This window comes from Streptomyces sp. MZ04 (genome assembly GCF_004684775.1).
Classification (GTDB): domain Bacteria; phylum Actinomycetota; class Actinomycetes; order Streptomycetales; family Streptomycetaceae; genus Streptomyces.
The window spans coordinates 1-26,011 of record NZ_SRIC01000063.1; the positions used below are offsets into that span (position 1 = coordinate 1).

The 26,011-nt window shown below is 70.2% G+C and carries 22 protein-coding genes; 11 read left to right on the forward strand and 11 right to left on the reverse strand.

Annotated features, from left to right (window positions below; genetic code table 11):
• From E2651_RS16070 to E2651_RS16080, 3 genes are all read right to left on the reverse strand, one after another.
• Positions 1–826 (reverse strand): AfsR/SARP family transcriptional regulator (locus tag E2651_RS16070; protein WP_135331820.1); only part of this gene is annotated, 826 nt, incomplete at its 3' end.
• Positions 827–878: 52 nt separating this feature from the next.
• Positions 879–2,183 (reverse strand): M18 family aminopeptidase, encoded by a 1,305-nt coding sequence (locus E2651_RS16075; protein WP_135331821.1) that lies wholly within the window; start codon positions 2,181–2,183, stop codon positions 879–881.
• 136 nt (positions 2,184–2,319) lie between these two features.
• Positions 2,320–4,146, reverse strand: coding sequence for an acyl-CoA dehydrogenase (locus E2651_RS16080; RefSeq protein ID WP_135331822.1), 1,827 nt, complete (start codon positions 4,144–4,146; stop codon positions 2,320–2,322).
• Positions 4,147–4,274: 128 nt separating this feature from the next.
• Here E2651_RS16080 and E2651_RS16085 point away from each other — a divergent pair, with 128 nt between their 5' ends.
• A complete protein-coding gene (locus tag E2651_RS16085; RefSeq protein ID WP_135331823.1) occupies positions 4,275–4,763 on the forward strand; it encodes an SseB family protein in 489 nt (162 codons plus the stop codon).
• Positions 4,764–4,880: 117 nt separating this feature from the next.
• Entirely contained in the window at positions 4,881–5,834 is a 954-nt protein-coding gene (locus E2651_RS16090; RefSeq protein WP_135331824.1) for a pirin family protein, read from the forward strand.
• Between the two features lie 93 nt (positions 5,835–5,927).
• Here the strand turns inward: E2651_RS16090 and E2651_RS16095 are convergent, their stop codons facing one another.
• The 3 genes from E2651_RS16095 to E2651_RS16105 all read right to left on the reverse strand — a co-directional run bounded on the left by E2651_RS16095 (position 5,928) and on the right by E2651_RS16105 (position 8,144).
• Positions 5,928–6,812 (reverse strand): F510_1955 family glycosylhydrolase, encoded by an 885-nt coding sequence (locus E2651_RS16095; RefSeq protein ID WP_135331825.1) that lies wholly within the window; start codon positions 6,810–6,812, stop codon positions 5,928–5,930.
• Positions 6,813–6,951: 139 nt separating this feature from the next.
• The gene (locus E2651_RS16100; RefSeq protein WP_135331826.1) at positions 6,952–7,599 is read right to left on the reverse strand and encodes a DUF305 domain-containing protein; all 648 of its coding nucleotides are present in this window, start codon (positions 7,597–7,599) and stop codon (positions 6,952–6,954) included.
• Positions 7,600–7,691: 92 nt separating this feature from the next.
• Positions 7,692–8,144 (reverse strand): DUF6153 family protein, encoded by a 453-nt coding sequence (locus E2651_RS16105; RefSeq protein WP_135331827.1) that lies wholly within the window; start codon positions 8,142–8,144, stop codon positions 7,692–7,694.
• 171 nt (positions 8,145–8,315) lie between these two features.
• Between E2651_RS16105 and E2651_RS16110 the strand changes: the two genes are divergently transcribed.
• Complete coding sequence (locus E2651_RS16110; RefSeq protein ID WP_135331828.1) at positions 8,316–8,684, forward strand: BlaI/MecI/CopY family transcriptional regulator; 369 nt, start codon at positions 8,316–8,318, stop codon at positions 8,682–8,684.
• A complete protein-coding gene (locus tag E2651_RS16115) occupies positions 8,681–9,598 on the forward strand; it encodes a M56 family metallopeptidase (RefSeq protein WP_135331829.1) in 918 nt (305 codons plus the stop codon). Before E2651_RS16110 ends, E2651_RS16115 begins: the two co-directional genes overlap by 4 nt.
• Before the next feature lie 133 nt (positions 9,599–9,731).
• Here E2651_RS16115 and E2651_RS16120 read toward each other — a convergent pair whose 3' ends face one another.
• Positions 9,732–10,586 (reverse strand): helix-turn-helix transcriptional regulator, encoded by an 855-nt coding sequence (locus E2651_RS16120; RefSeq protein ID WP_135331830.1) that lies wholly within the window; start codon positions 10,584–10,586, stop codon positions 9,732–9,734.
• Between the two features lie 148 nt (positions 10,587–10,734).
• On the opposite strand from E2651_RS16120, the gene E2651_RS16125 reads away from it, so the two are divergent.
• Positions 10,735–12,291: an MFS transporter gene (locus tag E2651_RS16125; protein ID WP_135331831.1), complete on the forward strand. Its 1,557-nt coding sequence runs from the start codon at positions 10,735–10,737 to the stop codon at positions 12,289–12,291.
• A gap of 301 nt (positions 12,292–12,592) precedes the next feature.
• The gene (locus E2651_RS16130; RefSeq protein WP_135331832.1) at positions 12,593–13,639 is read left to right on the forward strand and encodes an NlpC/P60 family protein; all 1,047 of its coding nucleotides are present in this window, start codon (positions 12,593–12,595) and stop codon (positions 13,637–13,639) included.
• Between the two features lie 94 nt (positions 13,640–13,733).
• Here the strand turns inward: E2651_RS16130 and E2651_RS16135 are convergent, their stop codons facing one another.
• From E2651_RS16135 to E2651_RS16145, 3 genes are all read right to left on the reverse strand, one after another.
• The gene (locus E2651_RS16135; protein WP_135331833.1) at positions 13,734–15,014 is read right to left on the reverse strand and encodes an MFS transporter; all 1,281 of its coding nucleotides are present in this window, start codon (positions 15,012–15,014) and stop codon (positions 13,734–13,736) included.
• Between the two features lie 81 nt (positions 15,015–15,095).
• Positions 15,096–15,626, reverse strand: a complete 531-nt coding sequence (locus E2651_RS16140) for a carboxymuconolactone decarboxylase family protein (protein WP_135331834.1) — start codon at positions 15,624–15,626, stop codon at positions 15,096–15,098.
• A gap of 42 nt (positions 15,627–15,668) precedes the next feature.
• The gene (locus tag E2651_RS16145) at positions 15,669–16,508 is read right to left on the reverse strand and encodes a hypothetical protein (RefSeq protein ID WP_135331835.1); all 840 of its coding nucleotides are present in this window, start codon (positions 16,506–16,508) and stop codon (positions 15,669–15,671) included.
• 473 nt (positions 16,509–16,981) lie between these two features.
• Between E2651_RS16145 and E2651_RS16150 the strand changes: the two genes are divergently transcribed.
• Together E2651_RS16150 and E2651_RS16155 are read left to right on the forward strand one after the other, a co-directional pair.
• On the forward strand, positions 16,982–17,617 hold the full coding sequence (locus E2651_RS16150) for a DUF1326 domain-containing protein (protein WP_135331849.1): 636 nt from the start codon (positions 16,982–16,984) through the stop codon (positions 17,615–17,617).
• A 227-nt stretch (positions 17,618–17,844) separates the two neighbouring features.
• Entirely contained in the window at positions 17,845–18,882 is a 1,038-nt protein-coding gene (locus E2651_RS16155) for an AI-2E family transporter (protein WP_135331836.1), read from the forward strand.
• Positions 18,883–19,107: 225 nt separating this feature from the next.
• Here E2651_RS16155 and E2651_RS16165 read toward each other — a convergent pair whose 3' ends face one another.
• Complete coding sequence (locus E2651_RS16165) at positions 19,108–21,294, reverse strand: SpoIIE family protein phosphatase (protein WP_135331837.1); 2,187 nt, start codon at positions 21,292–21,294, stop codon at positions 19,108–19,110.
• A gap of 163 nt (positions 21,295–21,457) precedes the next feature.
• On the opposite strand from E2651_RS16165, the gene aspS reads away from it, so the two are divergent.
• From aspS to E2651_RS16180, 3 genes are all read left to right on the forward strand, one after another.
• On the forward strand, positions 21,458–23,227 hold the full coding sequence (gene aspS, locus E2651_RS16170; RefSeq protein WP_135331838.1) for an aspartate--tRNA ligase: 1,770 nt from the start codon (positions 21,458–21,460) through the stop codon (positions 23,225–23,227).
• 187 nt (positions 23,228–23,414) lie between these two features.
• Positions 23,415–24,401, forward strand: coding sequence for a winged helix-turn-helix domain-containing protein (locus E2651_RS16175; RefSeq protein WP_135331839.1), 987 nt, complete (start codon positions 23,415–23,417; stop codon positions 24,399–24,401).
• Positions 24,402–24,534: 133 nt separating this feature from the next.
• Complete coding sequence (locus E2651_RS16180; protein ID WP_135331840.1) at positions 24,535–25,977, forward strand: M23 family metallopeptidase; 1,443 nt, start codon at positions 24,535–24,537, stop codon at positions 25,975–25,977.
• The last annotated feature ends 34 nt before the right edge of the window (positions 25,978–26,011 follow it).

Consider the following 26,011-nt stretch of genomic DNA (forward strand, 5'->3'; position numbering starts at 1 on the left):
GGTGGGTGCGAGGGCGTTTCTGTGCGGAGGCGCCCCCGGCGGAGGCCCGCATCGCCGCCGCCAGCGTCGGATGGCTCCCCGTGTCCGGCTCGCCGTCAAGGATCTCCGCATAGGCCCGCCGCAGCGTCTTGCCCGGGTCGACCCCCATCTCCTCGGCGAGACGCTCCCGCGTCCGGTGGAAGCACTCCAGCGCCTCGGACTGCCGCCCGCACCGCTGCAGCGCCCGCATCAGCGCCGCCACCAGCGCCTCCCGGAACGGATGCTGCACCGACTCCGTACGCAGCAGCGCCACCGCCTGGCCGTGCGCGCCGAGCCGTCCGTACGTCTCGGCGAGCTGCTCGACGGTGACGAGGCGGCTCTCCTCAAGTCCCCGCGCCGCGGCCAGCATCGGCCCGGTCGGGACGGTGCCGGTCAGCGCGGGACCGTTCCACAGCGCGAGCGCCTCCTGCAGCATCAGGGCCGCGTCGGCCGGGTCCCGCTGCCGCCCGGCGAGCTTGACGAGGTCCTCGAAGCGGCTGACGTCGAGCAGCGTCTCCGGGAACTGCAGGGCGTACGCACCGCCCTGCGTGGCGAGTTCGACGCCGTACGCGTCGAGACCCGCCTCGACGAGGAGGGCCCGCAGCCGCGACACATGCCCTTGGATGACCGTGCGCGCGTGTACGGGCGGTTCGTCGTCCCACAGCGCTTCGGTCAGGGCGTCCACCGAGACCGGCGTACCGGCCCGGAGGAGCAGGGCGGCGAGCAGACTGCGGCGCTTGGCGGGGCCCAGGGGTACCGCTCCGCTGCCTCCGGCGACAGTCACCGGTCCCAGCAGCTGGAACTCCACCTGGCCTCAACCCCTGTGTCGTTGTGCGTGCTTCGAACAGCCCCCAGCGTACTCAGCCCTCCAGGAACGCCACCAACGCGTTGGCCAGCATGTGCGGATCGTCCACCCCGCACAGCTCGCGCACGCTGTGCATGGACAGGATCGCCACGCCGATGTCGACCGTCTTGATGCCGTGCCGGGCCGCCGTGATCGGGCCGATCGTCGTGCCGCAGGGCATCGAGTTGTTCGACACGAAGCTCTGGAAGGGCACGCCGGCCTTCCCGCACGCGGCGGCGAACACGGCGCGTCCCGCGCCGTCCGTCGCGTACCGGTTGTTGACGTTGACCTTGAGGATCGGGCCGCCGTTGGCGCGCGGGTGGTGCGTCGGGTCGTGCCGCTCCGCGTAGTTGGGGTGCACGGCGTGGCCGGTGTCGGAGGACAGACAGACGGTCCCGGCGAAGGCGCGTGCCCTGTCCTCGTACGAACCCCCGCGCGCGAACACGGACCGCTCGAGCACGCCGCCGAGCAGCGGGCCGTCCGCGCCGGTGTCGGACTGCGAGCCGTTCTCCTCGTGGTCGAAGGCCGCGAGTACGGGGATGTAGGCGAGGGAGTCGGCGTCGTCCGCCGTCGACACGGCGGCGAGCGCCGCCGTACAGGCGTGCACCGACAGGAGGTTGTCCATGCGCGGGCCCGCGATCAGGTCGCGGTCGCGGCCGAGGAAGGAGGGTGCCTCGACGGGGTGCGTCATCAGGTCCCAGCCGGTGACGTCGTCGGCGGCGAGTCCCTCTTCCGCCGCGACGAAGCGGATCAGATCGCCGTCGCACACGTCGTCGCCGAGGCCCCAGATGGGCTGCATGTGCTTCTGCTTGTCGAGCTTGAGGCCGTCGGCGACGACTCCACGGTCCATGTGGATCGCCAGCTGCGGTACGCGGAGCAGGGCGCGGTCGATGTTCACGAGCCGGGTGCTGCCGTCGCGCAGGGAGAGGCGGCCCGCGAGACCGAGGTCCCTGTCCAGCCAGGAGTTGAGCAGCGGTCCGCCGTAGATCTCGACCGCGACCTGCCGCCAGCCGTGGGCGCCGCTGTCCGGCCTCGGCTTCACGCGCAGGTTCGGGGAGTCGGTGTGGGCGCCGACGATGCGGAAGGGGGTGTGCGGGGTCGCGCTCTCGGGGACGTACCAGGCGACGATGGCGCCGCCGCGCAGCACGTACTTGCCGCCGGTCGACCCGTCCCAGGCCTCGGTCTCCTGGACCTGCCGGAAGCCGGCCTTCTCCAGCCGCTCGGCGGCGGTGGCGACTGCATGGTACGGCGAAGGGCTCGCCGCCAGGAAGGTCATGAGGTCTTCGGAGTGGCCGCGGTCGAAGCGGGCGGGTGTGCTCATGGCTGCCAGCCTAGCCAGGGGTGGGGTGGGGCGCGGTCGGGCTCAAACGGGAGGTTCTGTACCGCCTGCCCACCCATGACAACGCGGCCTGCCCCCTGGGGGAGCAGGCCGCGGTGACGCTGTGGCGGAGAGACGCTCAGAACGCCGCCTCGTCCAGCTCCATCAGGTCCAGGGATACGCCCTCGGCGAGCTTCCGCTCGGCGGCGACGCCCGGCAGGACCGTCGTGGCGAAGAACTTGGCCGCGGCGATCTTGCCCTCGTAGAAGGACTTGTCCTTGGCCGAGGCCGTCTCCAGCTTCTCGGCGGCCACCGCCGCGCCCCGCAGGAGGAGGTAGCCGACGACGACGTCGCCCGAGACCATCAGGAGGCGGGTCGTGTTGAGGCCCACCTTGTAGATGGACTTCACGTCCTGCTCGGTCGCCGCGAGGTCCGTCAGCATGACGCCGACGATGGCCTCCAGCTCGACCGCGGCCTTGGCAAGCTCCTCGCGGGCCCCGGCCAGGGTCTCGCCGCCCGTGCCGACCGCGAGGAACTTCTTGATCTCCTCGGCGAGGCCGTTCAGCGCGGTGCCCTGGTTGCGGACGATCTTCCGGAAGAAGTAGTCCTGGCCCTGGATCGCCGTGGTGCCCTCGTAGAGGGTGTCGATCTTGGCGTCACGGATGTACTGCTCGATCGGGTACTCCTGGAGGTACCCCGAGCCGCCGAACGTCTGGAGCGACTGCGCCAGCTGCTCGTAGGACTTCTCCGAGCCGTAGCCCTTGACGATCGGCAGGAGGAGGTCGTTCAGGGCGATCAGCGCCGACGCGTCCTCGCCCGCCGCCTCCTTGATCTGGATGTCGTCCTGGACGGCCGCGGTGTGCAGGACCAGGGCGCGCATGCCCTCCGCGTACGCCTTCTGCGTCATGAGCGAGCGGCGCACGTCCGGGTGGTGGGTGATCGTCACCTTGGGCGCGGTCTTGTCCATGAACTGGGCCAGGTCCGGGCCCTGCACGCGCTCCTTGGCGTACTCGAGCGCGTTCAGGTAGCCCGTCGACAGCGTCGCGATCGCCTTCGTGCCCACCATCATGCGGGCGAACTCGATGATCATGAACATCTGGCGGATGCCCTCGTGCTTGTCGCCGATCAGCCAGCCCTTGGCGGGGTGCTGGTCGCCGAACGTCATCTCGCACGTGTTGGACGCCTTGAGGCCCATCTTGTGCTCGACGTTCGTGGCGTAGGCGCCGTTGCGGGCGCCCAGCTCGCCGGTCTCCCAGTCGAACTCGTACTTCGGTACGAGGAAGAGGGACAGGCCCTTGGTGCCGGGGCCGTGGCCCTCGGGGCGGGCGAGGACGTAGTGGAGGATGTTCTCCGACATGTCGTGCTCACCGGACGTGATGAAGCGCTTCACGCCCTCGATGTGCCAGGAGCCGTCCTCCTGGGGCGTGGCCTTCGTGCGGCCCGCGCCGACGTCCGAACCGGCGTCCGGCTCGGTCAGGACCATCGTCGAACCCCACTGCTTCTCGACGGCGATCGCGGCGATCTTCTTCTGCGCCTCGTTGCCCTCTTCGTGCAGGATGCCCGCGAACGCCGGACCGGAGGAGTACATCCACACCGCCGGGTTGGCGCCGAGCAGCAGCTCCGCGTACGCCCAGATCAGCGAGCGCGGCGACGTCGTGCCGCCGATCTCCTCGGGGAGGCCCAGGCGCCAGTACTCGGAGTCCATGAAGGCCTGGTAGCTCTTCTTGAAGGACTCCGGGACCGGTGCGGTGTTGGTCTCGGGGTCGAACACCGGCGGGTTGCGGTCGGCGTCCGCGAAGGACTCGGCCAGCTCGTTCTCGGCGAGCCTGCGCAGCTCGTCGAGGATGCTCTTGGCGGTGTCGACGTCCATCTCCGCGAACGGGCCGGTGCCGTACAGCTTGTCGCGGCCGAGCACCTCGAAGAGGTTGAACTCGATGTCGCGGAGATTCGACTTGTAGTGCCCCATGGCGACGGCTCCGTAAGCAGAAAAGTGATCAACAGGATCAGTACCAGCAAGTAGCTACGATGATGCTACCCGTCGGTAATAAGAAGCAACCCCTAATAGGTCATCTGTGACTCAGTACTCTTGCGGGCATGTACGGCTACGACCAGAGCCCTGGCGCCCAGCAGCAGTACGCCCCGCCGGGGGCCCAGCCGCCGCCGCAGCAGATGCCCGGCGGCGCGGGCGGGTACGCCCAGCAGCCCCCGCTCTACCCCGAGCCGTCGCCCCCGTCCCTCGCGGACGCGGTGCGCGCCTTCACCACGGGCTCCATGTCCGCCGAGGACTTCCAGCAGGCCTTCGCGACGTCCAAGGTCTACTGCCCGCGCGGCGACAACCCCGGCTTCCTCGCCCTGCACAACACCCAGCAGCCGGTGATCCCGATGTTCACCTCGCTCAAGGAGCTGCGGCGGTACGCGGGCAAGGAGTCCAAGTACTTCGTGATCACGGGCGCGGAGGTCATCGACCTCCTGCCGACGGGGTACGGCTTCGTGCTCGACATGGAGGGCGAGCACCGCATGGTCTTCGACGCGAAGGCCGTGGAGCAGATGGTCGACTTCGCGATGCGCAGGATGTACGGCTAGCACCCACTTCAAGCCACATGTGACGCCCGGAGGGAATGCCCTCCGGGCGTCTCGCGTTCCCAGTGGCAAGAAGTTCTACGTTCAACTAAACTGAGCGTACGAGAAGGAGGCACCGACATGCCCGCAGTGACCGTCGAGAACCCGCTGACCCTGCCCCGCGTGGCCGCGTCCGGCGACGCCGTGGCACGCCCCGTGCTCGCCGTGACCACCGCTCCCGGCGGCTTCGAGGGCGAGGGCTTCCCGGTGCGCCGGGCCTTCGCGGGGATCAACTACAAGTACCTCGACCCGTTCATCATGATGGATCAGATGGGCGAGGTTGAGTATCAGCCCGGGGAGCCGAAGGGCACCCCCTGGCACCCCCACCGTGGCTTCGAGACCGTCACGTACATCATCGACGGCATCTTCGACCACCAGGACTCCAACGGCGGTGGCGGCACCATCTCCAACGGCGACACCCAGTGGATGACCGCCGGTGGCGGCATCCTGCACATCGAGGCGCCACCGGAGTCCCTCGTCGTGTCCGGCGGCCTCTTCCACGGCCTCCAGCTGTGGGTGAACCTGCCCGCGCGGGACAAGATGATGGACCCCCGCTACCAGGACATCCGCGGCGGCCAGGTCCAGCTGCTCGCATCGCCCGACGGCGGCACGCTGCTCCGTGTCATCGCCGGTGAGCTCGACGGGCACGAGGGCCCCGGCATCACGCACACGCCGATCACGATGATCCACGCGACCGTGCGTCCCGGCGCCGAGGTCACGCTGCCCTGGCGCGAGGACTTCAACGGACTCGCGTACGTGCTCGCCGGGCGCGGCACGGTCGGTGCCGAGCGCCGCCCGGTGCACACGGGGCAGACGGCCGTCTTCGGGGCCGGTTCATCGCTGACCGTCCGCGCGGACGAGAAGCAGGACGGGAACACCCCCGACCTGGAGGTCGTACTGCTCGGCGGGCAGCCGATCCGGGAGCCGATGGCGCACTACGGACCGTTCGTGATGAACAGCCACGTCGAACTGGCCCAGGCTTTCGACGACTTCAAGGCGGGGCGACTGGGGACGATTCCGGCGGACGCGCACTGAAAAGCACGGCCACCAGCGGCGAACACACCGCCCGCCAAATAGATGCGTACAGCATTCATGTAAGGCGGGCGGTGCGCCTGCCGGCTCACGCGCTCAGTGCCCGCCGGTGGACTCCACCGCGAGCCGCTTCGTGAACGTCTTGCCGCCGTCCTTCGATTCGTAGACGCCGTTCTGGGTGGCGGCCAGAACGCGGTCGGTGCCCACCGCGGTCAGGGCCTGGGGCTGTCCGCCGGGCACGGTGCCGGCCTTCTTCCAGGTCGAGCCGCCGTCGGTGCTGCGGTGCAGGGCGCCGGTGGGGTCGATACCGAACAGGGCGTCTTCCGTCCTCCAGGAGGCGAAAGCCATCGTGGGCTGCCGGCCCTTGGCGAAGGTCTTGCCGCCGTCGGTGCTGCGGGCGACGCCTTCGGCGGTGGTGGCGAGGACGAGGTCTGGGTCCTCGGGTGACACGGCTATGTCGAGGGCCTGGAGTTCGGCGCCGTCCGTCCAGGCGACACCGTCCTTGCTGGTGCGCAGCAGGCCGTTGGTGGCGTCGTAGCCGTAGACGGTGTCGTGGGCGTGGTCCAGGGCGTGGAAGTCGGACTCGCCGGACAAGGACAGCGACTTCCAGGTCTTGCCGCCGTCGGTGCTCTTGATGAGTCCCTTGTCGGCGGGGCCTTCTGCGCCCGGTGCGGAGTGGCCGCTGGCGTAGAAGGTGTTGTTCTGGGCCACGGTGAAGCCCATGAAGTCGTCCTTGCTGTCGCCCACCAGCTTGGGCTTGCCGCCGGAGTCCGGGGTGTAGACGCCTTCGTGGGTGGCGACGTACAGGCGCTGGTCGGACGGGTCGAGGCCGAGGCCGTGGATGTGGCTGATGGTCAGGTCGGAGGACTGATCACCGCCGGACGACCCGGACGACTCTGGCTGGTCGTTGCCCGCGCAGGCGGCCAGGAGGGTGGTGAGGGTGAGTGCTGCGGCCGCGGCGGCGGCACGGTGCTTGTTCATGAGTCCTTCAGAGTGTGGCGGGCGCGCGCATCCGCGCGGCGCAGGGAGGCCGGGTGCCCGGGAGCCGCCCGGGCCCGCGCTGCCGGACGAGGCAAGCGCGGAGCCCGGGCGGTCTGCCGGTCATGGTGAGGGGCGAGCGTCAGATCCGGTCGAGGATCTTCTCGAACCGGGCGACCTCGGTGGACTGGCCCTTGATGATGGCCTCGGCCATCTTCTTCGCGTCCGCGCTCTTGCCGTTCTTCTTCTCGTCCTCGGCCATCTCGATCGCGCCGTTGTGGTGCTCGATCATCATCTCGGCGAAGGCGCGGTCGAACTTCGCGCCCTTGGCGGCCTCGAGGTCCTTCATGTCCTGCTCGGACATCATGCCGCCCATGCCACCGTGCTCGGAGTGGTCCATGCCGGACTCCATCCCGGTGGGCTTGTCCCAGGACTTCAGCCAGCCCTGAAGGGTCTTGATCTCCGGGCCCTGGGCCTTCTTGATCTGCCCGGCGAGCTTCTTGATCTCCGCGTCGGAGGCCCGGGTCTCGGCCAGCTCGGACATCTCGATGGCCTGCTGGTGGTGCGGGATCATGCCCTGGGCGAAGGTGACGTCCGCGTCGTTGAAGTCGGCGGAAGTGTCCGCGTCCTTGCCCGGCTCCTTGGACGCTGCGGCGGTGGAGTCCGAGCCGTGGTCCATGCCGCCCATGGCGTCGTCGCCGTTGCCGCACGCGGCAAGCAGCAGAGACCCGGCGGCGACCACGCCTGCGAGCGCGATGCGGCGGCGGACAGTGCGGTTGACAGAGCTCATGTCGATACACCTCTGGTGTCGGTACTGCGGGTCTGTGCGGCGTACGTCGGTGCACGCGGGGCAGCACGAAGCGCCCGCGCGGACGGTTCGGCCTATATCCGCAGGACTGACAGCTGGGTGAGATCCGGTCTCGGCGGTGGCGCGTCGGGCCGCAGCGCGACGACGGTCCGCGCAAGGAGGTCCGCCGGCCACGCAGGACGGCGCGTGAACGCCGCGTACAGCAGAGCTGCGAGCGCCCAGACACCGAGCACCGCGACGCACAGCGACGACATGTCCATCGCCATCCGGGAGGCGGGTTCGTCCGCCGACAGGTGCTGGGCGGTGCCGGTCTCGTGCCCGGCGGTCGCCGTCAGGGCGGCATCAGTCGTCGACGCGTCGGGGGCGGCCGCCCCGTGCGAGGCGTGGGCGCCGGCGCTCATCCCGGCCCCCGAGGACTCGTCCGGATGCCCGACGGTGTGCATCACGAAGACGCCGAACGCGAGCACGACGACCAGCAGCAGGTGCACCAGGGCACCGCCCGCTCGTACGTTCTTGCTCAAGCTCATCAGCCGGACCTCCGCTGCCGAGGCTACCGAAGCACTGCAAGTGCGCGGCCCGGGACCGGATACCCGACCTCCGGTACGAGCCCCGGCGTGGGCGAAACCGGTGACTACGATGAGTGGTCGTCGGTGCTGGAGGGGCGAGCGGTCCGGACTCCGGGAGTGGAAGGAGCGGCAGTGCGTCAGCTGGGTGAGCTGGAGGCGGAGATCATGAACCGCCTATGGGCATGGGGCCGGCCGGCGACCGCGCGCGACGTGCTGACCGACATCAACAAGAAGCGCCCCGTTGCCTACAGCACGGTCAAGACTGTGGCCGAGATCCTCTATGGCAAGGGCATGCTGCGGCGCGAGAAGGAGGGCAGGGCCTGGGTGTACGAGCCCACCTGCACCCGGCAGCAGTACACGGCGGCGCTCATGCAGGAGGCCCTCGGCAGCAACCCGGACCCGGCGGGTGCCCTGCTCAGTTTCGTGGAGCAGATGGCTCCCGCGGAGGCCGATGCCCTCAGGGCCGCGCTGAGGGCGGCGAAGCGGCGGAGCGAAGCGTGATCACGGCCGTGACGCTGACCGGCTACGCGTCTCTGGTGGGAGCCGTGGCCCCGTATCTCCTGGTCCGGGCGCGCTGGCCGCACCAGGCCCCGACCGTCGCGGTGCTCGCATGGCTCGGCCTGATGGTGACGTTCGTCGTGTCCGCCACCCTGGCGCTGAACCACCTGGTCCTGGCCGAGCGGCAGCACGTGCACAGCGGTCTGCTCGGGCTGCTCAGTGCCTGCGGCGTGGTGATCGACGCCCGCGCGGGCGACATGACGCCGGCGTTCAGCGACTTCACCGCACTCCTCGGTCCGGCGGCCATCGTGCTGCTGCCTCTGGGGTGGCTGCTCCACACCGCGAGGAGGTCGCGCCGGGCCCGGCAGCGTCAGCTCGACATGCTGGCTCTGGTCGGCAGCCCCGCCGCTGAGTACGACGCCACGATCGTGGAGCACGACGTCCCCGCGGTCTACTGCCTGCCAGGGCGTGCCTGTCGGGTGGTCGTCACCCGGGGTGCGCTGGATCTCCTTTCCGGCCCGCAGCTGCGGGCCGTTCTCGCGCACGAGCGGGGGCACATCGAGGGGCGGCATCATCTGCTGCTCATGGTCACGGAGGCGTTCGGCAGGGCCTTCCCCGGGCTGCCGCTCGCCCGGCACGCCAAGGAGCAGACGGAACTGCTCCTGGAGATGGCCGCCGACGACCACGCCCTGCGTTTCCACCCACGTGAGGAGCTGGCGACAGCGATGTGCGAGGTCGCCTCGGGGCGTGTGCCGCGGGCGGCCATGGGGGCGGGCGGTCCCGGAACTCTCATCCGGCTGCGCCGCGTCCTCAACCCGCGGGCGAGGCCCCGCCGCGTGACCTGGGTGGCGGTCGTGGCCACCTCGGTGACGGCTCCGCTGCTCCCGCTGCTGTTCACCTGCGGGCACGTCGTCTGAGCCGACCTGGGGTGACAGGACCGTACGTGGCACCGCGAGCCTTTCGCGCGCCTGCTGGGCCGAGGGCGGGCCGAAGGAGAGGGATGCCGCCCGCCGGGCTCCCTCGGACCGCGCCCTCCGTCACCGCGGGCCATCACCGCGGGGGACCGGTCCCCCTCCCGCTGCCTGCACCGTCCGTACCGGGTTCTGCCCTGGGGCTTGAAGGCGCAGCGGATGCCTCGAACGGAGCGTCGCCGTTGAGGTAGCGGCCGGGGGACGTGCCGACGGTCCGCCGGAACGCGGCGAGGAAAGCGCTGGGCGTCGCGTACCCCACGGCGTGTGCCACCCGGGAAACGGGCCGGCCCTCAGCGAGGAGTGGGAGGGCGGCACGCAGCCGTACGTGGGTGCGCCAGCGGTCGAAGCTCATGCCGGTGTCCTGGACGAACAACCGGGTCAGGGTTCGTCGGCTCACTCCGACGGCCCGTGCGTGAGCTTCCAGGCTCCGTGGGTCCGCCGGGTCGGCGAGCAGCGCGTCGGTCACGGCGCGTACGCGGTCGTCGGTGGGGTCCGGCACATCGATGGGTGTGGCGGGCAAGGGGCGCAGCAGGTCGAGTACGACTGCCTCGGCGCGTAGCCGTGCGTCGTCGGGGAGGTTCTTGCGGCTGAGGTAGGCGATCAGATGGGCCAGGAGACCGTCGACGCCGATCGGCGTGGGTTCCGTCCAGTCCAGTTCGCATCGGTCCGGCTCGAAGTAGAGGCTGCACAGCACCGCGTCGCGGGTCGCGCCGGTCCGGTGGACGACCCCCGCGGGCAGCCAGAGGGCCCGCGTGCGCGGCAGCACCCAGTAGTCCTCGTCGACGGCGACACCGAGCACCCCACGCTGTGCCCAGGCCAGTTGGTGCTGCGGATGACGGTGCGGGACGAACCACCGCCCGGACGCCAACGGAAAGTTCCCGACGACGATGGCGCCCACCCCGGCTGGTACGGCCCCTTCGACGGCATCGGTCATGCCGGCCAGCATATGTCCCCGATGCGATACGACGTGGCCTCGTAGCGCATCGCGGCCAGCGGGGCGGGTGCATAGCGTCGTCCTATGCCGATCAATCCCCCGCGCCACGGGCGCCGCCGCAAGTGCACGGCCAGACAGGGAGCCTGACATGACCCCGATATCAACTACCGCCGCTGCCAGTCCTGTTGGGCGCCGCGGGCTTGCCCTGGTGGTGCTGTGCTTCGTGCAGTTCATGCTCGTCCTGGACGACAACGTGGTGAGCGTCGCGCTCCCCAGCGTGCGCGATGACCTCGGCTTCAGCAGCGCGGGTCTGGCCTGGGTCGTCAACGCCTACTTCCTCGCCTTCGGCGGGCTGTTGCTGCTGTTCGGGCGCATGGCCGACCTGCTGGGCCGCAGACGCGTCTTCCTCACCGGGGTGGTGCTGTTCGGTGCGGCGAGTCTGGTCTGCGGGCTCGCGCAGGAGCCCTGGCAACTGGTGGCCGGGAGGTTCGTCCAGGGCGCGGGATCGGCGATGGCCAGCCCGGCCGCGCTGGCACTGATCAGCCTCCTGTTCCCCGGCACCGAGGAGCGCGCCAAGGCGTTCGGCATCTGGGGCGGCATCGCGGCTCTGGGCGGCACGATGGGCCTGGTGATCTCCGGCGCGCTGACCGGCCTCGCGTCCTGGCGTTTGATCTTCCTCATCAACCTGCCGGTTGCCGCGGCGGCCGTTGTGCTGCTCCCGCGCCTGGTCCCCGAGAGCCGGGCCGGGCGCGCGGCCCGACTCGACGTACCCGGTGCGGTACTCGGCACCGGCGCCCTGGTGTCATTGGTCTACGGCCTTCTCCAGACCGGGGAGTCGGGCTGGGCGGACCCGGCCGTCGTCGCGTTCCTGGGTTTCGCCGGGCTCTTGGCCGTCGCTTTCCTCGCGGTCGAGGCGCGAACGGCCGAGGCACTGGTGCCGTTGTCGTTCCTGGCCTTCCGCTTCCGCGCCGTGGCCAACGGGGCGACTCTGCTGTTCTCCGCGGCCATGTACGCGATGGCCTTCCTGCTGATGGTGCACCTGCAGACCGTGCTGGACTACCGCCCTCTCACGGCAGGGCTCGCCTACCTGCCCTACGGCGCCGGGATCCTCGCGGGCATGTGGCTGTCCTCGCGAGCGGTGGTCAGGTTCGGCATGCGCCCGGCCCTCGTCGGGTCGCTCCTGATCACCGCTGCCGGACTGCTGCTGCTCTCCGGCGTGGCACCGGGCGACAGTTACGCCTCCGGGATCCTGCCCGGCATGCTCGTCACGAGCCTGGGATGCGGACTGAGCCTGCCCGCCCTGACCGTCGCCGCACTCACGGGCACCACCGAGGAGAACGCCGGGCTCGGCTCGGCCGTCCTGAGCTCCGTCCAACAGGTCGGAGGTGCCGTGGGGGTGGCGCTGCTCGTCGCTCTGGCCGCGCGCCGCAGCGACGCTCGGGCCGCAGAGGACGGTCGGCTGCGCGCAGCGACCGAAGGCTTCTCCTTGGCGCTCGCCGTCGCCGCCGCCGTCCTCGCGCTCGGGGCTGTCCTCATAGCGGCGTCGCTCAGGAAGCTCCACGGCCCGTCGACTGCGCTCGGCACAGGAGAAGAGGCCCCGGCGGTCACGCCAGTCGCGCACACCTCGGACCAGAGCGGTGATCTCGTCCTTGGCGTCGGCCTCGCTCGAACAGTCGACGAGGAGGGTGACAGCGAACCTCGTTAGCGCAACAAGTGCAACGCGCAACAAGTGCAACGGGAGTCGCGTGCCCACGAGTTCTACGGAGTGGTGTGGTGTTCACGTCGCAGTCCTTTCCTGCGCACCCGGCCGAGACGGCTGCGGGGGGTGGAAATCAGTGCCGTCTGCCGAGCTGCGAGGGGCGGCTGCCGGCCTGATTTGCCGCCTCTGCTGGCAGGCCATCAGAGGCTTTGGTGCTAATGCATTTAGCAGTTAAGCTCTGGCCTCAGTTCTTCGTGGCTGTCGGTCACCCAACTGGGGTGGCGGCGGAGGAGAAGGAGTTTGCCTCGTGGCGTCACACCGTCGCCCCAAGCAGCCGAGCCGGGCGTACGCGACCGTGGTCGGCGCGACGGCCGCAGCTGCAGCGGCCGTCGTCGTTTCTGCACCGTCGGCCCAGGCCGACCCGGTGCCGGACCCGACCAAGAAGGGGGTCAAGGCGCAGGTCGACCGGCTCTACGAAGAGGCCACGCAGGCCACCGAGAAGTACAACGGGGCGAACGAGAAGCGGGAGAAGCTGCAGAAGGAGATCGGTGATCTGCAGGACGTCGTAGCCCGTGGCCGCGAGGAGCTCAACGAACTCCAGCGGGGACTCGGCTCGACAGCGGCGTCGCAGTACCGAAGCGGTGGAGTCGACCCGTCAGTCCAGCTCTTCCTGTCCTCCGACCCCGACGGCTACCTGGACAAGGCGGCCGCCCTCGACCGGATCGGCAACAAGCAGTCCGCCACCCTGAAACTGACCCAGGCCAAGCAGCGCACCCTGGACCAGCAGCGCCAACAGGCCGCCGAGAAGCTGGAAGACCTGTCCGGCACCCATAAAGAGCTGCGCGAGAAAAAGAAGGAAATCCAGGGGAAGCTCGGCCAGGCCCAGAAGCTCCTGAACACGCTGACAGCGGAGGAGCGCGCCAAGATCGCCGCCGAGGAAGACCGCGCCAACCGCGCCGGCCGGCGGGCCGAACCCGGCAACGAGGCGAGCGCGTCACAGCGCGCCGCGGCAGCCTTCAGCGCCGCCAAGAGCCGGGTCGGAATGCCGTACGTGTGGGGGGCCTCCGGACCCAGCTCCTTCGACTGCTCCGGGCTGACCTCCTGGGCCTTCAAGCAGGCGGGTGTCTCCATACCCCGTACGTCACAGGCGCAGGCCGATGCCGGTACGAGGATCAACTCCCTGAGCGCTCTCCGGCCGGGTGACCTCATCATCATGCGCGACGACCTCAGCCACGTCGGCTTCTACGCCGGCAACGGTCAGATCCTCCATGCGCCCAAGCCCGGGGCGCAGGTGCGTTATGAGCCGATCAGCACCAGCGGCATGCCGTTCATGTGGGGCGTTCGCATCAGTTGAGCGGCGTTTCTCGCAGCCTCGACCCCGCGCGTGACAGTGGCCGTCGCCCGCGCAGAGCGGTGCGGCGGCCAAGTCTCGTGCTGTACGCGGTGCTTCACGCGGCCTTGGACAGGGTGGACCGGTCGCCGCTCGGTGCGTGAACGGCGGGCGTCACAGGGCTGGTCCTGGTTCCGATTCCTCGTCCGTCGTGGCGCGGCCAGAGGACGAGGGCGCCGAACGCCCCGGCCGCGGCGAGGACCGCGAGCACCGACCAGGCGACGGTGAAGCCGGCGTTCGTGCCCAGCCATCCCGCGATGGGGTAGGTGATCAGCCAGGCCAGGTGCGACAGGGAGAACTGCGCCGCGAACGCCTCGGGGATCGCGTTCCGCGTGACCGAGGCGCGCAGGACCTTGCCGGTCGGCGTGATGATCAGCGCCATGCCGATGCCGATCACGGTCCAGATGATCGCCGTACCCGCCCATGAGGTGAGGCCGGCCCCGATGAGTGCCACCGCGGCGGCCGTGCCGCCGACGAGGATTCCGGCGCCGGTGGTCATGACGGTGCGGGCGGCGATTCGGTCGAGAACACGGGGCAGTACGAGGGCAGCCAGGAGGGTTCCGGTGCCGGAGGCGGCGAGCATCCACGCGACGTCCGACTGCGAGCCGCCGAGTTCGTCGCGTACGTAGTTGACGGTGTTGACGACGACGATCGAACCGGCCGCCGCGACCACGAGGTTGAGCGCCATGATGCCGCGCAGCCGCGGTGTCCTGAAGAAGGTCCTGATTCCTGCTGCCGCCTTGTCCCATGCCTTGGTGTGGACACTGGGGCGGGCGTCGGGGATACGCGTCCACAGGATGAGCAGGCCGGAGAAGAGGAATCCGGCGGAGGTGCCCAGGAACAGCCAGTTGAAGCTCATGAACGTCAGGGCGACGGCGGCAAGGACGGGGCTGAGCAGGCTCTCCATGGTGGAGGCGACCTGGGAGGCGGACAGGGCGCGGGTGTAGTCGGACTCGTCGGTGACGATGTCGGGGATGACGGCCTGGAACGTCGGGGTGAACGCGGCGGAGGCGGCCTGGAGGAGGCCGATCAGGACGTAGATGTGCCAGACCTCGGAGATCAGCGGCAGTGCCAGGACCACCGAACCGCGGACCAGGTCGAGGAGGAGCAGGAGAGTTCTTCTGGGGACCCGGTCGACGTACGCGGCAGCCAGCGGGGCTATGACCACGTACATGACCATCTTGATGGTGAGGGCGGTTCCGAGCACCAGGCCGGCGTGCGGTCCTGCGAGGTCGTAGGCCAGCAGTCCGAGGGCGACCGTGGTCAGCCCGGTGCCGAACAGGGCGATGACCTGGGCACTGAACAGGCGGCGGTAGTCGCGGATGGCGAACAGACTCATGGCGGTGTCCTTCCGTGTCCGTGGGGCGGGGCACGGCTCCGGGATGGAGGCCGTGGCCCGCGGGTGCAGGCGGGGTTGTCCCTACGCACCGGTGACGCTCTTCGGTGTGAGGCCGGCGAGCAGATTGAAGGCGCCGGTGAGGATGTTGAGTGCGACGACGCCGACGACGTCGGCTATCGCGCGGTCGCTGTAGCCGTGCTCCCGTAGTGCGTCGATCTGTTCGTCGGTGATCGACGTCGGCTCGCGGTAGATCTGGAGGGCGAGGGTGGTGATCGCCGCGATCGCGGGATCGGCGGAGGTGCCCGTGTGGGCCCGCTCGATCTCTTCCTCGTCGACTCCCAGGGCGCGGGCGGCGCTGACGTGGGCGTCGAGGCAGAGCCCGCAGCCCTGTTGGGCCTGTACGGCGATCGAGATTCGTTCGCTGATTTTGCGGTCGAGCTTGGCTCGGCCCATGGCACGGCTGAGCTGGAGGTAGCCGCCGAGTAGGGCCGGCGAGTGCGCCATCGTGGAGACCATGTCGCCGATCTGGCCATGGCGGGAGACCAGGTCGGCGAGGAGGTCGCGCGAGGCGCCGACCGCGGTGTCAGGGGTGAGTCGGGTCAGGCGGGGCATGACGTTCCTTCCGGTGTGGGTGGGTGGCCTACTGAGGTCGGGTCAGTGGTGCGCGTGGTGGCCGTGGTGGTGGCTGCTGTCTTCGGGCGCGGTCGGCGGGGGAGTGGTCACGTCGGTGGTACGGACCGTGAACTCGGCTGTCCTGACCACGTCGTTGTGCTGGAAGTCCAGGAACAGGCGGTAGGTGCCGGCGGACGGCGCGACCGCCATGAAGGCGATCTCAGGTCCCGGCGCGGTGGTGCCGTCACCCGGTGCGCCCTCCGGGTGGACGTGGAGGTAGCCCAGGTCACCGACCCGCAGTGCCACCAGGTGTCCGTACGCGGCCAGGTAGGGCTGCAGGTCGGTGACGGGACGGCCGTTCCGGCTGACGGTGAGGGTCAGTGCGCCGGCCTCGCCGGGTACGAGTTCGCCGTCGAGCGCGACGGTGTACTCGCCGATCTGTGCGGTCCCGGTGGCCTCGGGGAGCGGTTGCGGGTCGTACGGTCCGGACACTGCTGCGTCGATCCCCAGCGTCATGGTCCCGTCGTGGGCGCTCGGGTGGATGTCGGTGAAGAACCTCCAGTCCCCGGGTTCCAGGGCCAGTTCGACGCTCCAGGTGCCCTGCTCGTCCCTCACCGGGTGCACGTGCTGGAACCCGGCGGTGTCGCGCCGTACGGCGATGAAGTGGAGCTCCTTCTCGTGCTCGGGCACGAACTCGGTCACCGCTTGTCTGTCGGGACCGATCACCCGGAAGCTGACCGGCTGCACACCGGCGGTGAGGATCGTCGAGTCGAGTTCGAGGGTGTACCCGTTCTCGGAGACCGAAAGACCACCGGCATGGGCCCCGCCGTGGCTGCCGTGACCGGAGTGGTTGGTGTGGTCGTGGCCGGTGTGATTGCTCATGACATCTCCTGTGGGTGTGATGCGCCTTCTGGCGTGTCCGGCGGGGCGCTGATCGCAACCATATACCCCCTGGGGGTATATGGCCAGCGTGGGTGATCGGAATCTTGAGGGAGGACTTACTGGGCCGGATTCATCAGGTGGAGTCACCCAACTGTCGCTCCGGCCGGAGCTGTTCGCGGCCGTGAGCGCAACGTCGTCGGCGTGCCGATCGCGGTCGGCACGCCACCCGCTTGAGGCGCGCGCCTGAGCCGGAGGGCGCGGGAGGCATACCCCCTAGGGGTAGTTGACTCGGCCATCTCGGGTGACCTAGTCTCGCGGCACCAGATACCCCTAGGGGGTATCTGGTGCCGCGGTGCTTCACGCCCGTCAACCCCCTGGAGGTCTCCATGTGCACGACGCCCACCACATCAGCGCCCCTCCCTGCTCCGCGTGTCATCGCTGCCGACCCCGGCAAAGCCCCGGAGGGAAAGGAGATCGCTGTACCCGACTGGCACTTGCGCGGCGAGTGGTTCGACGTGTGCAGCTGTGCACTGCCGTGCCCCTGCACCTTCGCCCAGGCGCCGACGCACGGCGACTGCCTTTTCACTCTCGTCTGGCAGGTGCACGAGGGGCACTTCGGCGACGTACGCCTCGATGGTCTGGGTGTGGTGGCGCTCGGCGAGTTCGCGGGGAACATGTGGGTCGGAGACCCTGACGCGACCATGAAGGCGATGCTGTACATCGACGCGAAGGGCGACGAGGCTCAACGTGCCGCCCTGGAGCAGATTTTCGCCGGCCACGCCGGTGGCTGGCCCGGAGAGTTCGGCTCTCTCATCAGCGACCTGCGCGAAGTCCGGTACGCACCCATCCACTTCGAGGCCCCCGACGACCTGTCGTACTGGCGGGCAGGCGTGGCCGACAAGGTCGCCGTCGGCGCCACCGCGCTCACCGGCCCCACGGCCGACCCCAACCGCCGCGTCCAGCTCATCAACGCACCGGGTGCCGAGGTCGGTCCCGGGCAGATCGCGACCTGGGGTGTGGTCGACGGCGACCACGCGGAAGGGTTCGATTTCTCGCACGAGTACCGGGGCGGCTCCAGCAAGCACTTCCCCTTCGACTGGCGCCCCTGACCGCGCCGGTCGTTTCCCTGGATTGCTGCTCAGGCCGGAGATTCTGCCGAGATTCTGCGGCATGACCCGGGATCTTGACGAACAGTCAGGCCGAGCCGCTACAGCGGTGACCGCGTGCACGGCAGGCAGCCGCGCATAAAGGCCGCGCATAAAGGCCGCGCATAAAGGCCGCGCATAAAGGCCGCGCATAAAGTGCGGCGCCGCGTCGGCCGTGCTCGGGTAGGAGGGTGAGCACCCTTCTGCCCGAGCCCGCTCGGCGTACCGCCGCCTGGTGCGTCGTCCTGCTGCTCGTCACCGGCGTGGCCGCCGTCGCGATCTGGCTCTGCGTCATCTTCAAGACGGCCGTCACCCCGGTGCTGCTCGCGCTCCTGGGCACGGCCCTGCTCGGGCCCGTCTACCGGTGGCTCCTGAAGATGCGGGTGCAGCGGTCGCTCGCCGCGGGTCTTACCTGCGCGGCCGTCGTCGCCGTCGTCGGCGGGGCGGTGTACATCGTGGTCAAGGCGCTGATCGAGACGGGCGACCAGATCGTCGACTCCGTGAAACAGGCCGCCGCCGATCTGTCGAAGTACTTCGGGGCCGCGGGGACCTCGCTGGAGGACGTGGCCTCCAACGCGAAGGACCTGCTCGGCAAGTTCGGCGGAACCGCCGCGTCCGGGGTGATCAGCGGGCTGAGCGTCGTCGGCGAGGTGATCGCCATCGCCGTCCTCGCGCTGCTGCTCGTCTTCTTCTTCCTGCGGGACTCCGACCGGGCCCTCGGCACCATGCGGTCGCTCGCGCCGCGCGGCACCGCGGACACCGTCGAGGCGATGGGGCGCAGGGCCTTCGAGGCGGTCGAGGGCTTTATGCGCGGCACCACGCTCATCGCGCTGATCGACGCGGTCTGCATCACGGCGGGGCTGCTGATCCTGCGGGTGCCGGGGGCGTTCGGCCTGGGCGCCCTCGTCCTGATCGGCGCGTACATCCCCTACCTGGGGGCGTTCATCTCCGGGGCCGTCGCCGTGCTCGTCGCGCTCGCCGACCGGGGGGTGATCATCGCCCTGTGGGTGCTGGGGGTGGTGCTCGCCGTGCAGGTCCTGGAGGGGCATGTGCTGCAGCCGATGATCCAGTCGCGGACGGTGCAGATGCACCCGGCGGTGGTGATGCTGGCGATCACCGCGGGCGCCTCCGTGGCGGGAATCCTGGGCATGCTGCTCGCCGTGCCGGTGACGGCGGCGGCCTTCGGGGTGATCTCCGAGCTGCGGGGGCGGTACACCGCCCCGGGCTAGGGCCTGTCCGATGGGTCCTGCCGGGGTCGCGACCCCTGGCACGCGCTCCCCCAAGCTCTCGGCTTCGCTCGAGCAGGGAGGTGCCCCCTCCGGCGTTGTCGTCGGTTGCCGACGCTCCGCGTTGTCGCCCTCCTCCGCCTTGCAGCCGCACGCAGCACCAGGGCCCGCTCGGCCCTGGTCAATCGGCGCCCGGCGCGAAGGCCGGCCTGACCCACCGGACAGACCCTAGGCCTCGCCGGACGGCCTTTCGTTCCCCTCGTGCAGCTCGAACCAGATGCTCTTGCCGTCGCCCCGCGGATCCACCCCCCACGCGTCCGCGAGCAGCTCCATCAGGACCAGGCCACGCCCGGACGAGGCCAGTTCGCCGGGGTGTCGCTTGTGGGGCAGGTCGTCGCTGCTGTCGGAGACCTCCGCGCGCAGCCGCCGCGTGCCCGGCTCCCCCATGACCTCGGCGACGAGCAGCGCGTCGCCGTCCGTGTGCACCAGGACGTTCGTGACCGTCTCGGAGACCATCAGGACCGCCGAGTCGACCTGATCGGGGTCAGCCCAGTCGTGAAGGAGTTCCCGGACGTGCCGCCGCGCCCCGGCGATCCGCTCGGGCTCGGCCTGCGCGACCGTCAGGACCGTGCGGCGCGCTGCCGTGCGCCACTCGGGGCGGCCGGTCCTGCGCAGCAGCAGGACCGCTATGTCGTCCTCGCGACGGTCCGCGAGCGGGCCCGTGGTGTGGTGCGAGGAGGGCCCGTGCACGGCCTGTACGAGGGTGTCGGCGAGCCCTTCGAGGCCGTCACCGCCCTCCGTGCCGCCCGTGGTGTCGTGCTCCTCGAGGATCTTGCGGATCCGGGACCAGCCGCTGTCCAGGTCGTGGCCGCCGGTCTCGATGAGCCCGTCGGTGCAGACCAGCATCGTCTCGCCGGCCTCCAGGACGATGCGGGTCGTGGGGTAGTCCGCGTCGGGGTCGATGCCCAGCGGCAGGCCGCCCGCCGTGGGGCGCAGGATGACCGTTCCGTCACTCATCCGTATCGCGGGCTCCGGATGGCCCGCGCGGGCGATCTCCAGGACGCCGGTGGCCGGGTCGGCCTCCACGTACAGGCAGGTCGCGAAGCGCGGGTCGGCCCCTTCACCGGCCGGGGCGCCGCTCGAGCCGTTCGTGATGCCGTCCGTGATCCCGGAGAGGAAGCGGGTCGCACGGGAGAGCACCGCGTCGGGGCGGTGGCCCTCGGAGGCGTATGCGCGCAGGGCGATCCGCAGCTGCCCCATCAGACCCGCCGCGCGCACGTCATGGCCCTGTACGTCGCCGATGACGAAGGCGATGCGGCCGTTGGGCAGCGGAATCATGTCGTACCAGTCGCCGCCCACCTGGAGCCCGCCGCCCGTCGGCACATACCGCGCGGCCACGCTCATCCCCGGGATCCGCGGCCCCAGCGTCGGCAGCATCGAGCGCTGCAGGCCCTCCGTGAGCTCCCGCTCCGACTCGGCGACCCCGGCCCGCGACAGGGCCTGCGCCAGCATCCGGGCCACCGTCGTCAGGACCGAGCGCTCGTCCGGCGTGAACGAGACGGGGTAGGCGAAGGCCGCCAGCCAGGCGCCCATCGTGCGGCCCGCCACGGTCAGCGGCAGGAACGCCCAGGACTGCCGCTGGAAGGGCTGGGCCAGCGGCCAGGTGGCGGGATAGCGCTCGTGGTACTCCTCGGGCGACGAGAGGTACACGGCGCGGCCCGTGCGCACCACCTCGGCGGCCGGATAGTCCGTGTCCAGCGGCATCGCCGAGAAGGGCGCGTCGTCCCCCGCCTGGTGCCCGTGGTGCCCGATGACCTTGAGCCGGTCGCCCTCGACCCCGAAGACCCCGAGCCCGTCCGGCGAGAACCCCGGCATGGAGAGCCCACTGGCGACCCGGAGCACCTCCTCGGTCGACCGAGCCTCGGCGAGCGCGCGCCCCGCGTCGAGCAGGAACGCCTCGCGGGAGCGGCGCCAGTCGCCGGTGACCGGGGTGCGGTGGGCCGCGCCCGGCGGGGGCTCGGTCACTTCCTGCAGGGTGCCGACAAGCTCGTACGAATGAGTGGCCGGGTCCACGATCGGCTTCGAGCGGCTGCGCACGATGCGCAGCACCCGCCGCCCCTGCTCGTCCATGATCCGCAGGCGGGCCTCGGCGAGGGTGCCCTCGGCGACGGCGAGCTGGACGATGCCGTCGATCTCGTTCCAGTCGACGGGGTGGAAGCGGGAGCGCACGCCCGCCTCGGTGAGGGTCTGCGCGCGTGCGGGAAGGCCGAGGAGCCGGGCCGCCTCCGCGTCGAGCGTGACGGTCCCGGAAGCGTTGTCCCAGCGCCACAGACCGGTGGCGATCGCGGTCAGGACCTCCCGTACGGGAGGCAGGGGATCGTCCCCCGACTGCTGCGGGGGATCGTCAGTGCGCATTGACCCACTTTAGGAAGATCAGCGGAGAAGGCGCCACCGACGGGGTGCCGGGGAGCCTCCGGAGAGTGCCCCCGGCGGTAATCCGGAAAGCGATCTCCGCCCGGACGGTAGCCTTGGTGCCTGTCTGCTCTCTCCCCTATTCGCGAAGACTGGATGAACGACGATGCATCGGTACAGGTCCCACACCTGCGGCGAGCTCCGCGCCTCTGACGTCGGCACCGACGTCCGGCTGAGCGGCTGGCTGCACAATCGCCGAGACCTGGGCGGCATCCTCTTCATCGATCTGCGCGATCACTACGGCATCACGCAGCTGGTGGCCCGCCCCGGCACCAAGGCCGCCGAGGTCCTGGACAAGCTCTCCAAGGAGACGGTCGTCCGGGTCGACGGCAAGGCCGTATCGCGCGGCGCGGACAACGTGAACCCGGAGCTGCCCACCGGCGAGATCGAGATCGAGGCCGCCGAGGTCGAGGTGCTCGGCACCGCCGCCCCGCTGCCCTTCACGGTCAACGCGGACGACGGCGTGAACGAGGAGCGGCGCCTGGAGTACCGCTTCCTCGACCTGCGCCGCGAGCGCATGCACCGCAACATCATGCTGCGCTCCTCGGTGATCGCCTCGATCCGCTCGAAGATGGTCGCCCTCGGCTTCAACGAGATGGCGACGCCGATCCTCGCCGCGACGTCCCCCGAGGGCGCCCGCGACTTCGTCGTCCCGTCCCGCCTGAACCCGGGCAAGTTCTACGCCCTCCCCCAGGCCCCGCAGCAGTTCAAGCAGCTGCTCATGATCTCGGGCTTCGACCGCTACTTCCAGATTGCGCCGTGCTTCCGCGACGAGGACGCGCGCGCCGACCGCTCGCCGGGCGAGTTCTACCAGCTCGACGTCGAGATGAGCTTCGTGGAGCAGGAAGACGTCTTCCAGCCCATCGAGAAGCTCATGACGGAGATCTTCGAGGAGTACGGCAACGGCCGGCACGTCACCTCGCCGTTCCCGCGCATCCCGTTCCGCGAGTCGATGCTGAAGTACGGCAACGACAAGCCGGACCTGCGCGCGCAGCTCGAGCTGACCGACATCACGGACATCTTCGCCGACTCCGAGTTCAAGGCCTTCGCGGGCAAGCACGTGCGCGCGCTTCCGGTCCCGGACACGGCGTCGCAGTCCCGCAAGTTCTTCGACGGCCTCGGTGACTACGCCGTCGAGCAGGGCGCCAAGGGCCTGGCCTGGGTGCGCGTCGCCGAGGACGGTTCGCTGACCGGCCCGATCGCCAAGTTCCTGACGGAGGCGAACGTCGAGGAGCTGACCAAGCGCCTCTCCCTCGCCCCCGGTCACGCCGTCTTCTTCGGCGCGGGCGAGTTCGACGAGGTCTCCAAGATCATGTCGGCCGTCCGTGTCGAGGCCGCCAAGCGCGCGGGCCACTTCGAGGAGGGCGTCTTCCGCTTCTGCTGGATCGTCGACTTCCCGATGTACGAGAAGGACGAGGACACCGGCAAGATCGACTTCTCCCACAACCCCTTCTCGATGCCCCAGGGCGGCATGAAGGACCTGGAGGAGAAGGACCCGCTCGACATCCTCGCCTGGCAGTACGACATCGTCTGCAACGGCATCGAGTTGTCCTCCGGCGCCATCCGTAACCACGAGCCCGAGGTCATGCTGAAGGCCTTCGAGATCGCGGGCTACGAGCGCGAGACGGTCGAGCAGGAGTTCGCGGGCATGCTCCGCGCCTTCCGCCTCGGCGCCCCGCCGCACGGCGGCATCGCCCCCGGCGTCGACCGCATCGTGATGCTCCTCGCGGACGAGCCGAACATCCGCGAGACGATCGCGTTCCCGCTGAACGGCAACGCGCAGGACCTGATGATGGGCGCGCCCTCCGAGCTGGAGGAGTCGCGTCTTCGCGAGCTGAACATCGCGCTGCGCAAGCCGGTGGCTTCCGACAAGTAGCAGCGGCGTCGCAGCGGCGGCTTCGCGGGCCCCGGGACCGGATCGGTCCCGGGGCCCTTCGCGTTCCCGCCGCCCGCTTCCCGCCGCCTGGTTCGCGCCGCCTGGTTCGCGTCCATCGGTCGTTTATCGGCGCCCCTTACCGTGACAGCCCTCGCGCTCACTCGCGTAACCATGGTCGGGGGACGGCATGGCGCTGCGTATTCACTTCACGGCACAGGATCTGGCGCGTACGACGGTCGCGGCGCGCCCGGACATCATGTGGGAGCTGACGATCAGCCTCCACCGGCTCCAGTCGCCACGGCGCACCGCACGCTGCGGGCCGTGGGTCGGGCATGTGCGCGACCGGATGCGTACGCGCGATCTGCGGAGTGTGCTGCACACGCTGACGACGCTCGTGCCGGCCCGCGGCGACTTCCCCGACTTCCTCACGCCGCCGGGGCAGTTGGGCTTCGCCGACGCGCTCGACCTGATCGCCGGGGGCGGCCGCCGGATGTTCGCCGACGACCTCGCCTCGGTCTTCCGGGCACGCGAACGTCCCTTATGGGTACGTCAGTTGGCCGACGGCGACCGCGATCGGCGCCGGGAGCTGCTCGACGCGCTCGCCGTGTACCACCGCGAACTCCTTCGCCCCTGTCTGCCCGAACTGGACGAGACGGTGCTCGCGGAGCGTGCCGTGTGCGGGCGCCGGGTCCTGGACGGCGGGGTCGGGAAGCTGCTCGGCGTCCTCTCCCCGGCGGTCCGTTGGGCGTGGCCGGTGCTGACCACCGACTATCCGGTCGACCGGGACCTGCACCTCGCCGGGCGCGGCATCACCCTCGTCCCGTCCTTCTTCTGCGCGACGCCGGTGACGCTGATCGACCCCGAACTGCCGCCGGTCCTTGTCTATCCGGTCACTGGCGCGGGGCCGCGCGCCGCTGCCGGTGCGGACGGCCTCACCCCGGTGCTCGGCCGCACCCGCGCGCTGGCGATCCGGGCCCTGGTTCACCCCTGCTCGACCAGTGAACTGGCGCTGCGGACAGGCATATCGGTGGCGAGCGCGAGCAGGCACGCGGCGGCGCTGCGGGAAGCGGGTCTTGTCACCAGTGCGCGGCAGGGTGGTGAGGTGCTGCATGTGGCGACCCGGCTGGGCAGGGAACTCATCGGGCGTGCCGGGGAGTTGGCCCACTCCGCGTGAATCTGCATGAGGCAAAGGTTCCGTTTGCAGTGGGGTGCAATCCCCTGGTGGGGGCGGGGGCGCCCCCTCTCCAATGGTCATGGCCACACCAAGTGGCGCATCGCTACGGGGAGGGAAAGCAGTGAAGAGACGTATGGCTGTGGTGCTGGGCGGGGTGTTGGCGGCGGGTGTGTTGAGCATGCCTGCGGCGGTGGCGGCGGAGCCGCCCATCGACTTCCAGCTGCCGTTCACCTGCGGGCAGGAGTGGCAGATCAACTCCTACGGCGACGACCACGCACCGGCCCTCGACATGGTGCGTGAGCCCGACCAGGTGGGCACCGAGGGGGCGCTGCTCACGGCGCCGGCGGACGGGGTCGTCAACGAGTCCAAGTGGCACGACAACGCCGGCAACATCATCCAGATCGACCACGGCGGCGGCTACTTCACCACATCCATCCACCTGCAGTCACGCTCGGTCGAGGTGGGTGCCACGGTCAAGCAGGGCCAGGAGATCGGCCGCGTGGGGAAGACGGGGCCCACCTCGAACGGCCATCCCCACCTGCACTTCGAGATGGCGATCGACGCCGACGGCGATGGCCGGGCCACGTGGGGCGGCGTCGGGACCGAGCGGGTCAACTCCTGGTTCGACGGAGTCGAGTACGGCGGTGTCGGCGAGACGTGGCGCAATGTCGCCAGCAAGAACTGCGGCGGCGACCCGGGCCCGGGCCCCGACCCCGAGCCGGAGGCGACCACGCTCGCCTACACCGGCGACAAGAGCGTCTCCAACGGCTCCGACGCCAAGCTCTCCGCCGTCCTGAAGGCGAAGGAGTCCGAAGAGCCCGTCGAGGGCCGCGAGGTGTCCTTCGAGCTGGGTGACGGTGACACCGCGCAGACCTGCGAGGGCAAGACGGACGCCGACGGCACCGCGACCTGCACGGTCGACGTCGCGGACCAGGCCCTGACCGAGGACGCCACCGTGCCGCTCACCGCGGCCTTCGCGGGCGACGACGAGTACACCAAGTCCGATGACTCCGAGAAGCTGAAGCTCCAGCACGTCGAGGGCCGCTCCTACGGTCTCGCGGCCAAGATCCCGCTCCCGCTCATCCCGGTCGGCATCGACCCGACGCCGGACACCGGGACGGTGCGGACGGCCGGGGCGGAGACGAAGTCCCCCGCGTGCGCGCAGGGCATCAACGCGATCGTCCTGAACGCCGACGCGCTCTGCGCGGAGGTCGTCACGAAGACAGGGCCGAGCGCCGCGACGGCGACGTCGACCGTGGCGGACGTGTCCGTCGGGCTCCCGGGCCTCCCGGTGATCGGGATCTCCGGCCTGACGTCGAAGTCGTCCAGCACCTGTGAGGCGGCGAAGGGCGGCGTGAGCCTGGAACTGACCGTCGCGGGCACCCCGGTCAGCCTTCCGGACACACCGGGGTACGAGGTCGACCTCGGCCTCGCGGGCAAGCTCGTCGTCAATGAGCAGACCCCGGTGGCGGGCGCGGACAAGGGCCTGACGGTCAACGCGGTCCATCTGACGACACTGGCAGGGGCGGACGTGGTGATCGGTTCGAGCACCACGAGCGCGCACGACTGCGCGTAACGGATACACCGCTGCAGGGCCCGGAGCCGGAGGG

Bases quoted from the DNA above. Each gene is read 5' to 3' on its own strand.
- E2651_RS16075 (WP_135331821.1), bottom strand. From the start codon at position 2,183: ATGAGCACACCCGCCCGCTTCGACCGCGGCCACTCCGAAGACCTCATG.
- E2651_RS16180 (WP_135331840.1), top strand. From the start codon at position 24,535: ATGGCTGTGGTGCTGGGCGGGGTGTTGGCGGCGGGTGTGTTGAGCATG.
- E2651_RS16145 (WP_135331835.1), bottom strand. From the start codon at position 16,508: ATGAGCAATCACACCGGCCACGACCACACCAACCACTCCGGTCACGGC.
- E2651_RS16120 (WP_135331830.1), bottom strand. From the start codon at position 10,586: ATGACCGATGCCGTCGAAGGGGCCGTACCAGCCGGGGTGGGCGCCATC.
- E2651_RS16140 (WP_135331834.1), bottom strand. From the start codon at position 15,626: ATGCCCCGCCTGACCCGACTCACCCCTGACACCGCGGTCGGCGCCTCG.
- E2651_RS16175 (WP_135331839.1), top strand. From the start codon at position 23,415: ATGGCGCTGCGTATTCACTTCACGGCACAGGATCTGGCGCGTACGACG.
- E2651_RS16085 (WP_135331823.1), top strand. From the start codon at position 4,275: ATGTACGGCTACGACCAGAGCCCTGGCGCCCAGCAGCAGTACGCCCCG.
- E2651_RS16125 (WP_135331831.1), top strand. From the start codon at position 10,735: ATGACCCCGATATCAACTACCGCCGCTGCCAGTCCTGTTGGGCGCCGC.
- E2651_RS16135 (WP_135331833.1), bottom strand. From the start codon at position 15,014: ATGAGTCTGTTCGCCATCCGCGACTACCGCCGCCTGTTCAGTGCCCAG.
- E2651_RS16105 (WP_135331827.1), bottom strand. From the start codon at position 8,144: ATGAGCTTGAGCAAGAACGTACGAGCGGGCGGTGCCCTGGTGCACCTG.
- E2651_RS16090 (WP_135331824.1), top strand. From the start codon at position 4,881: ATGCCCGCAGTGACCGTCGAGAACCCGCTGACCCTGCCCCGCGTGGCC.
- E2651_RS16080 (WP_135331822.1), bottom strand. From the start codon at position 4,146: ATGGGGCACTACAAGTCGAATCTCCGCGACATCGAGTTCAACCTCTTC.
- aspS (WP_135331838.1), top strand. From the start codon at position 21,458: ATGCATCGGTACAGGTCCCACACCTGCGGCGAGCTCCGCGCCTCTGAC.
- E2651_RS16100 (WP_135331826.1), bottom strand. From the start codon at position 7,599: ATGAGCTCTGTCAACCGCACTGTCCGCCGCCGCATCGCGCTCGCAGGC.
- E2651_RS16095 (WP_135331825.1), bottom strand. From the start codon at position 6,812: ATGAACAAGCACCGTGCCGCCGCCGCGGCCGCAGCACTCACCCTCACC.
- E2651_RS16165 (WP_135331837.1), bottom strand. From the start codon at position 21,294: ATGCGCACTGACGATCCCCCGCAGCAGTCGGGGGACGATCCCCTGCCT.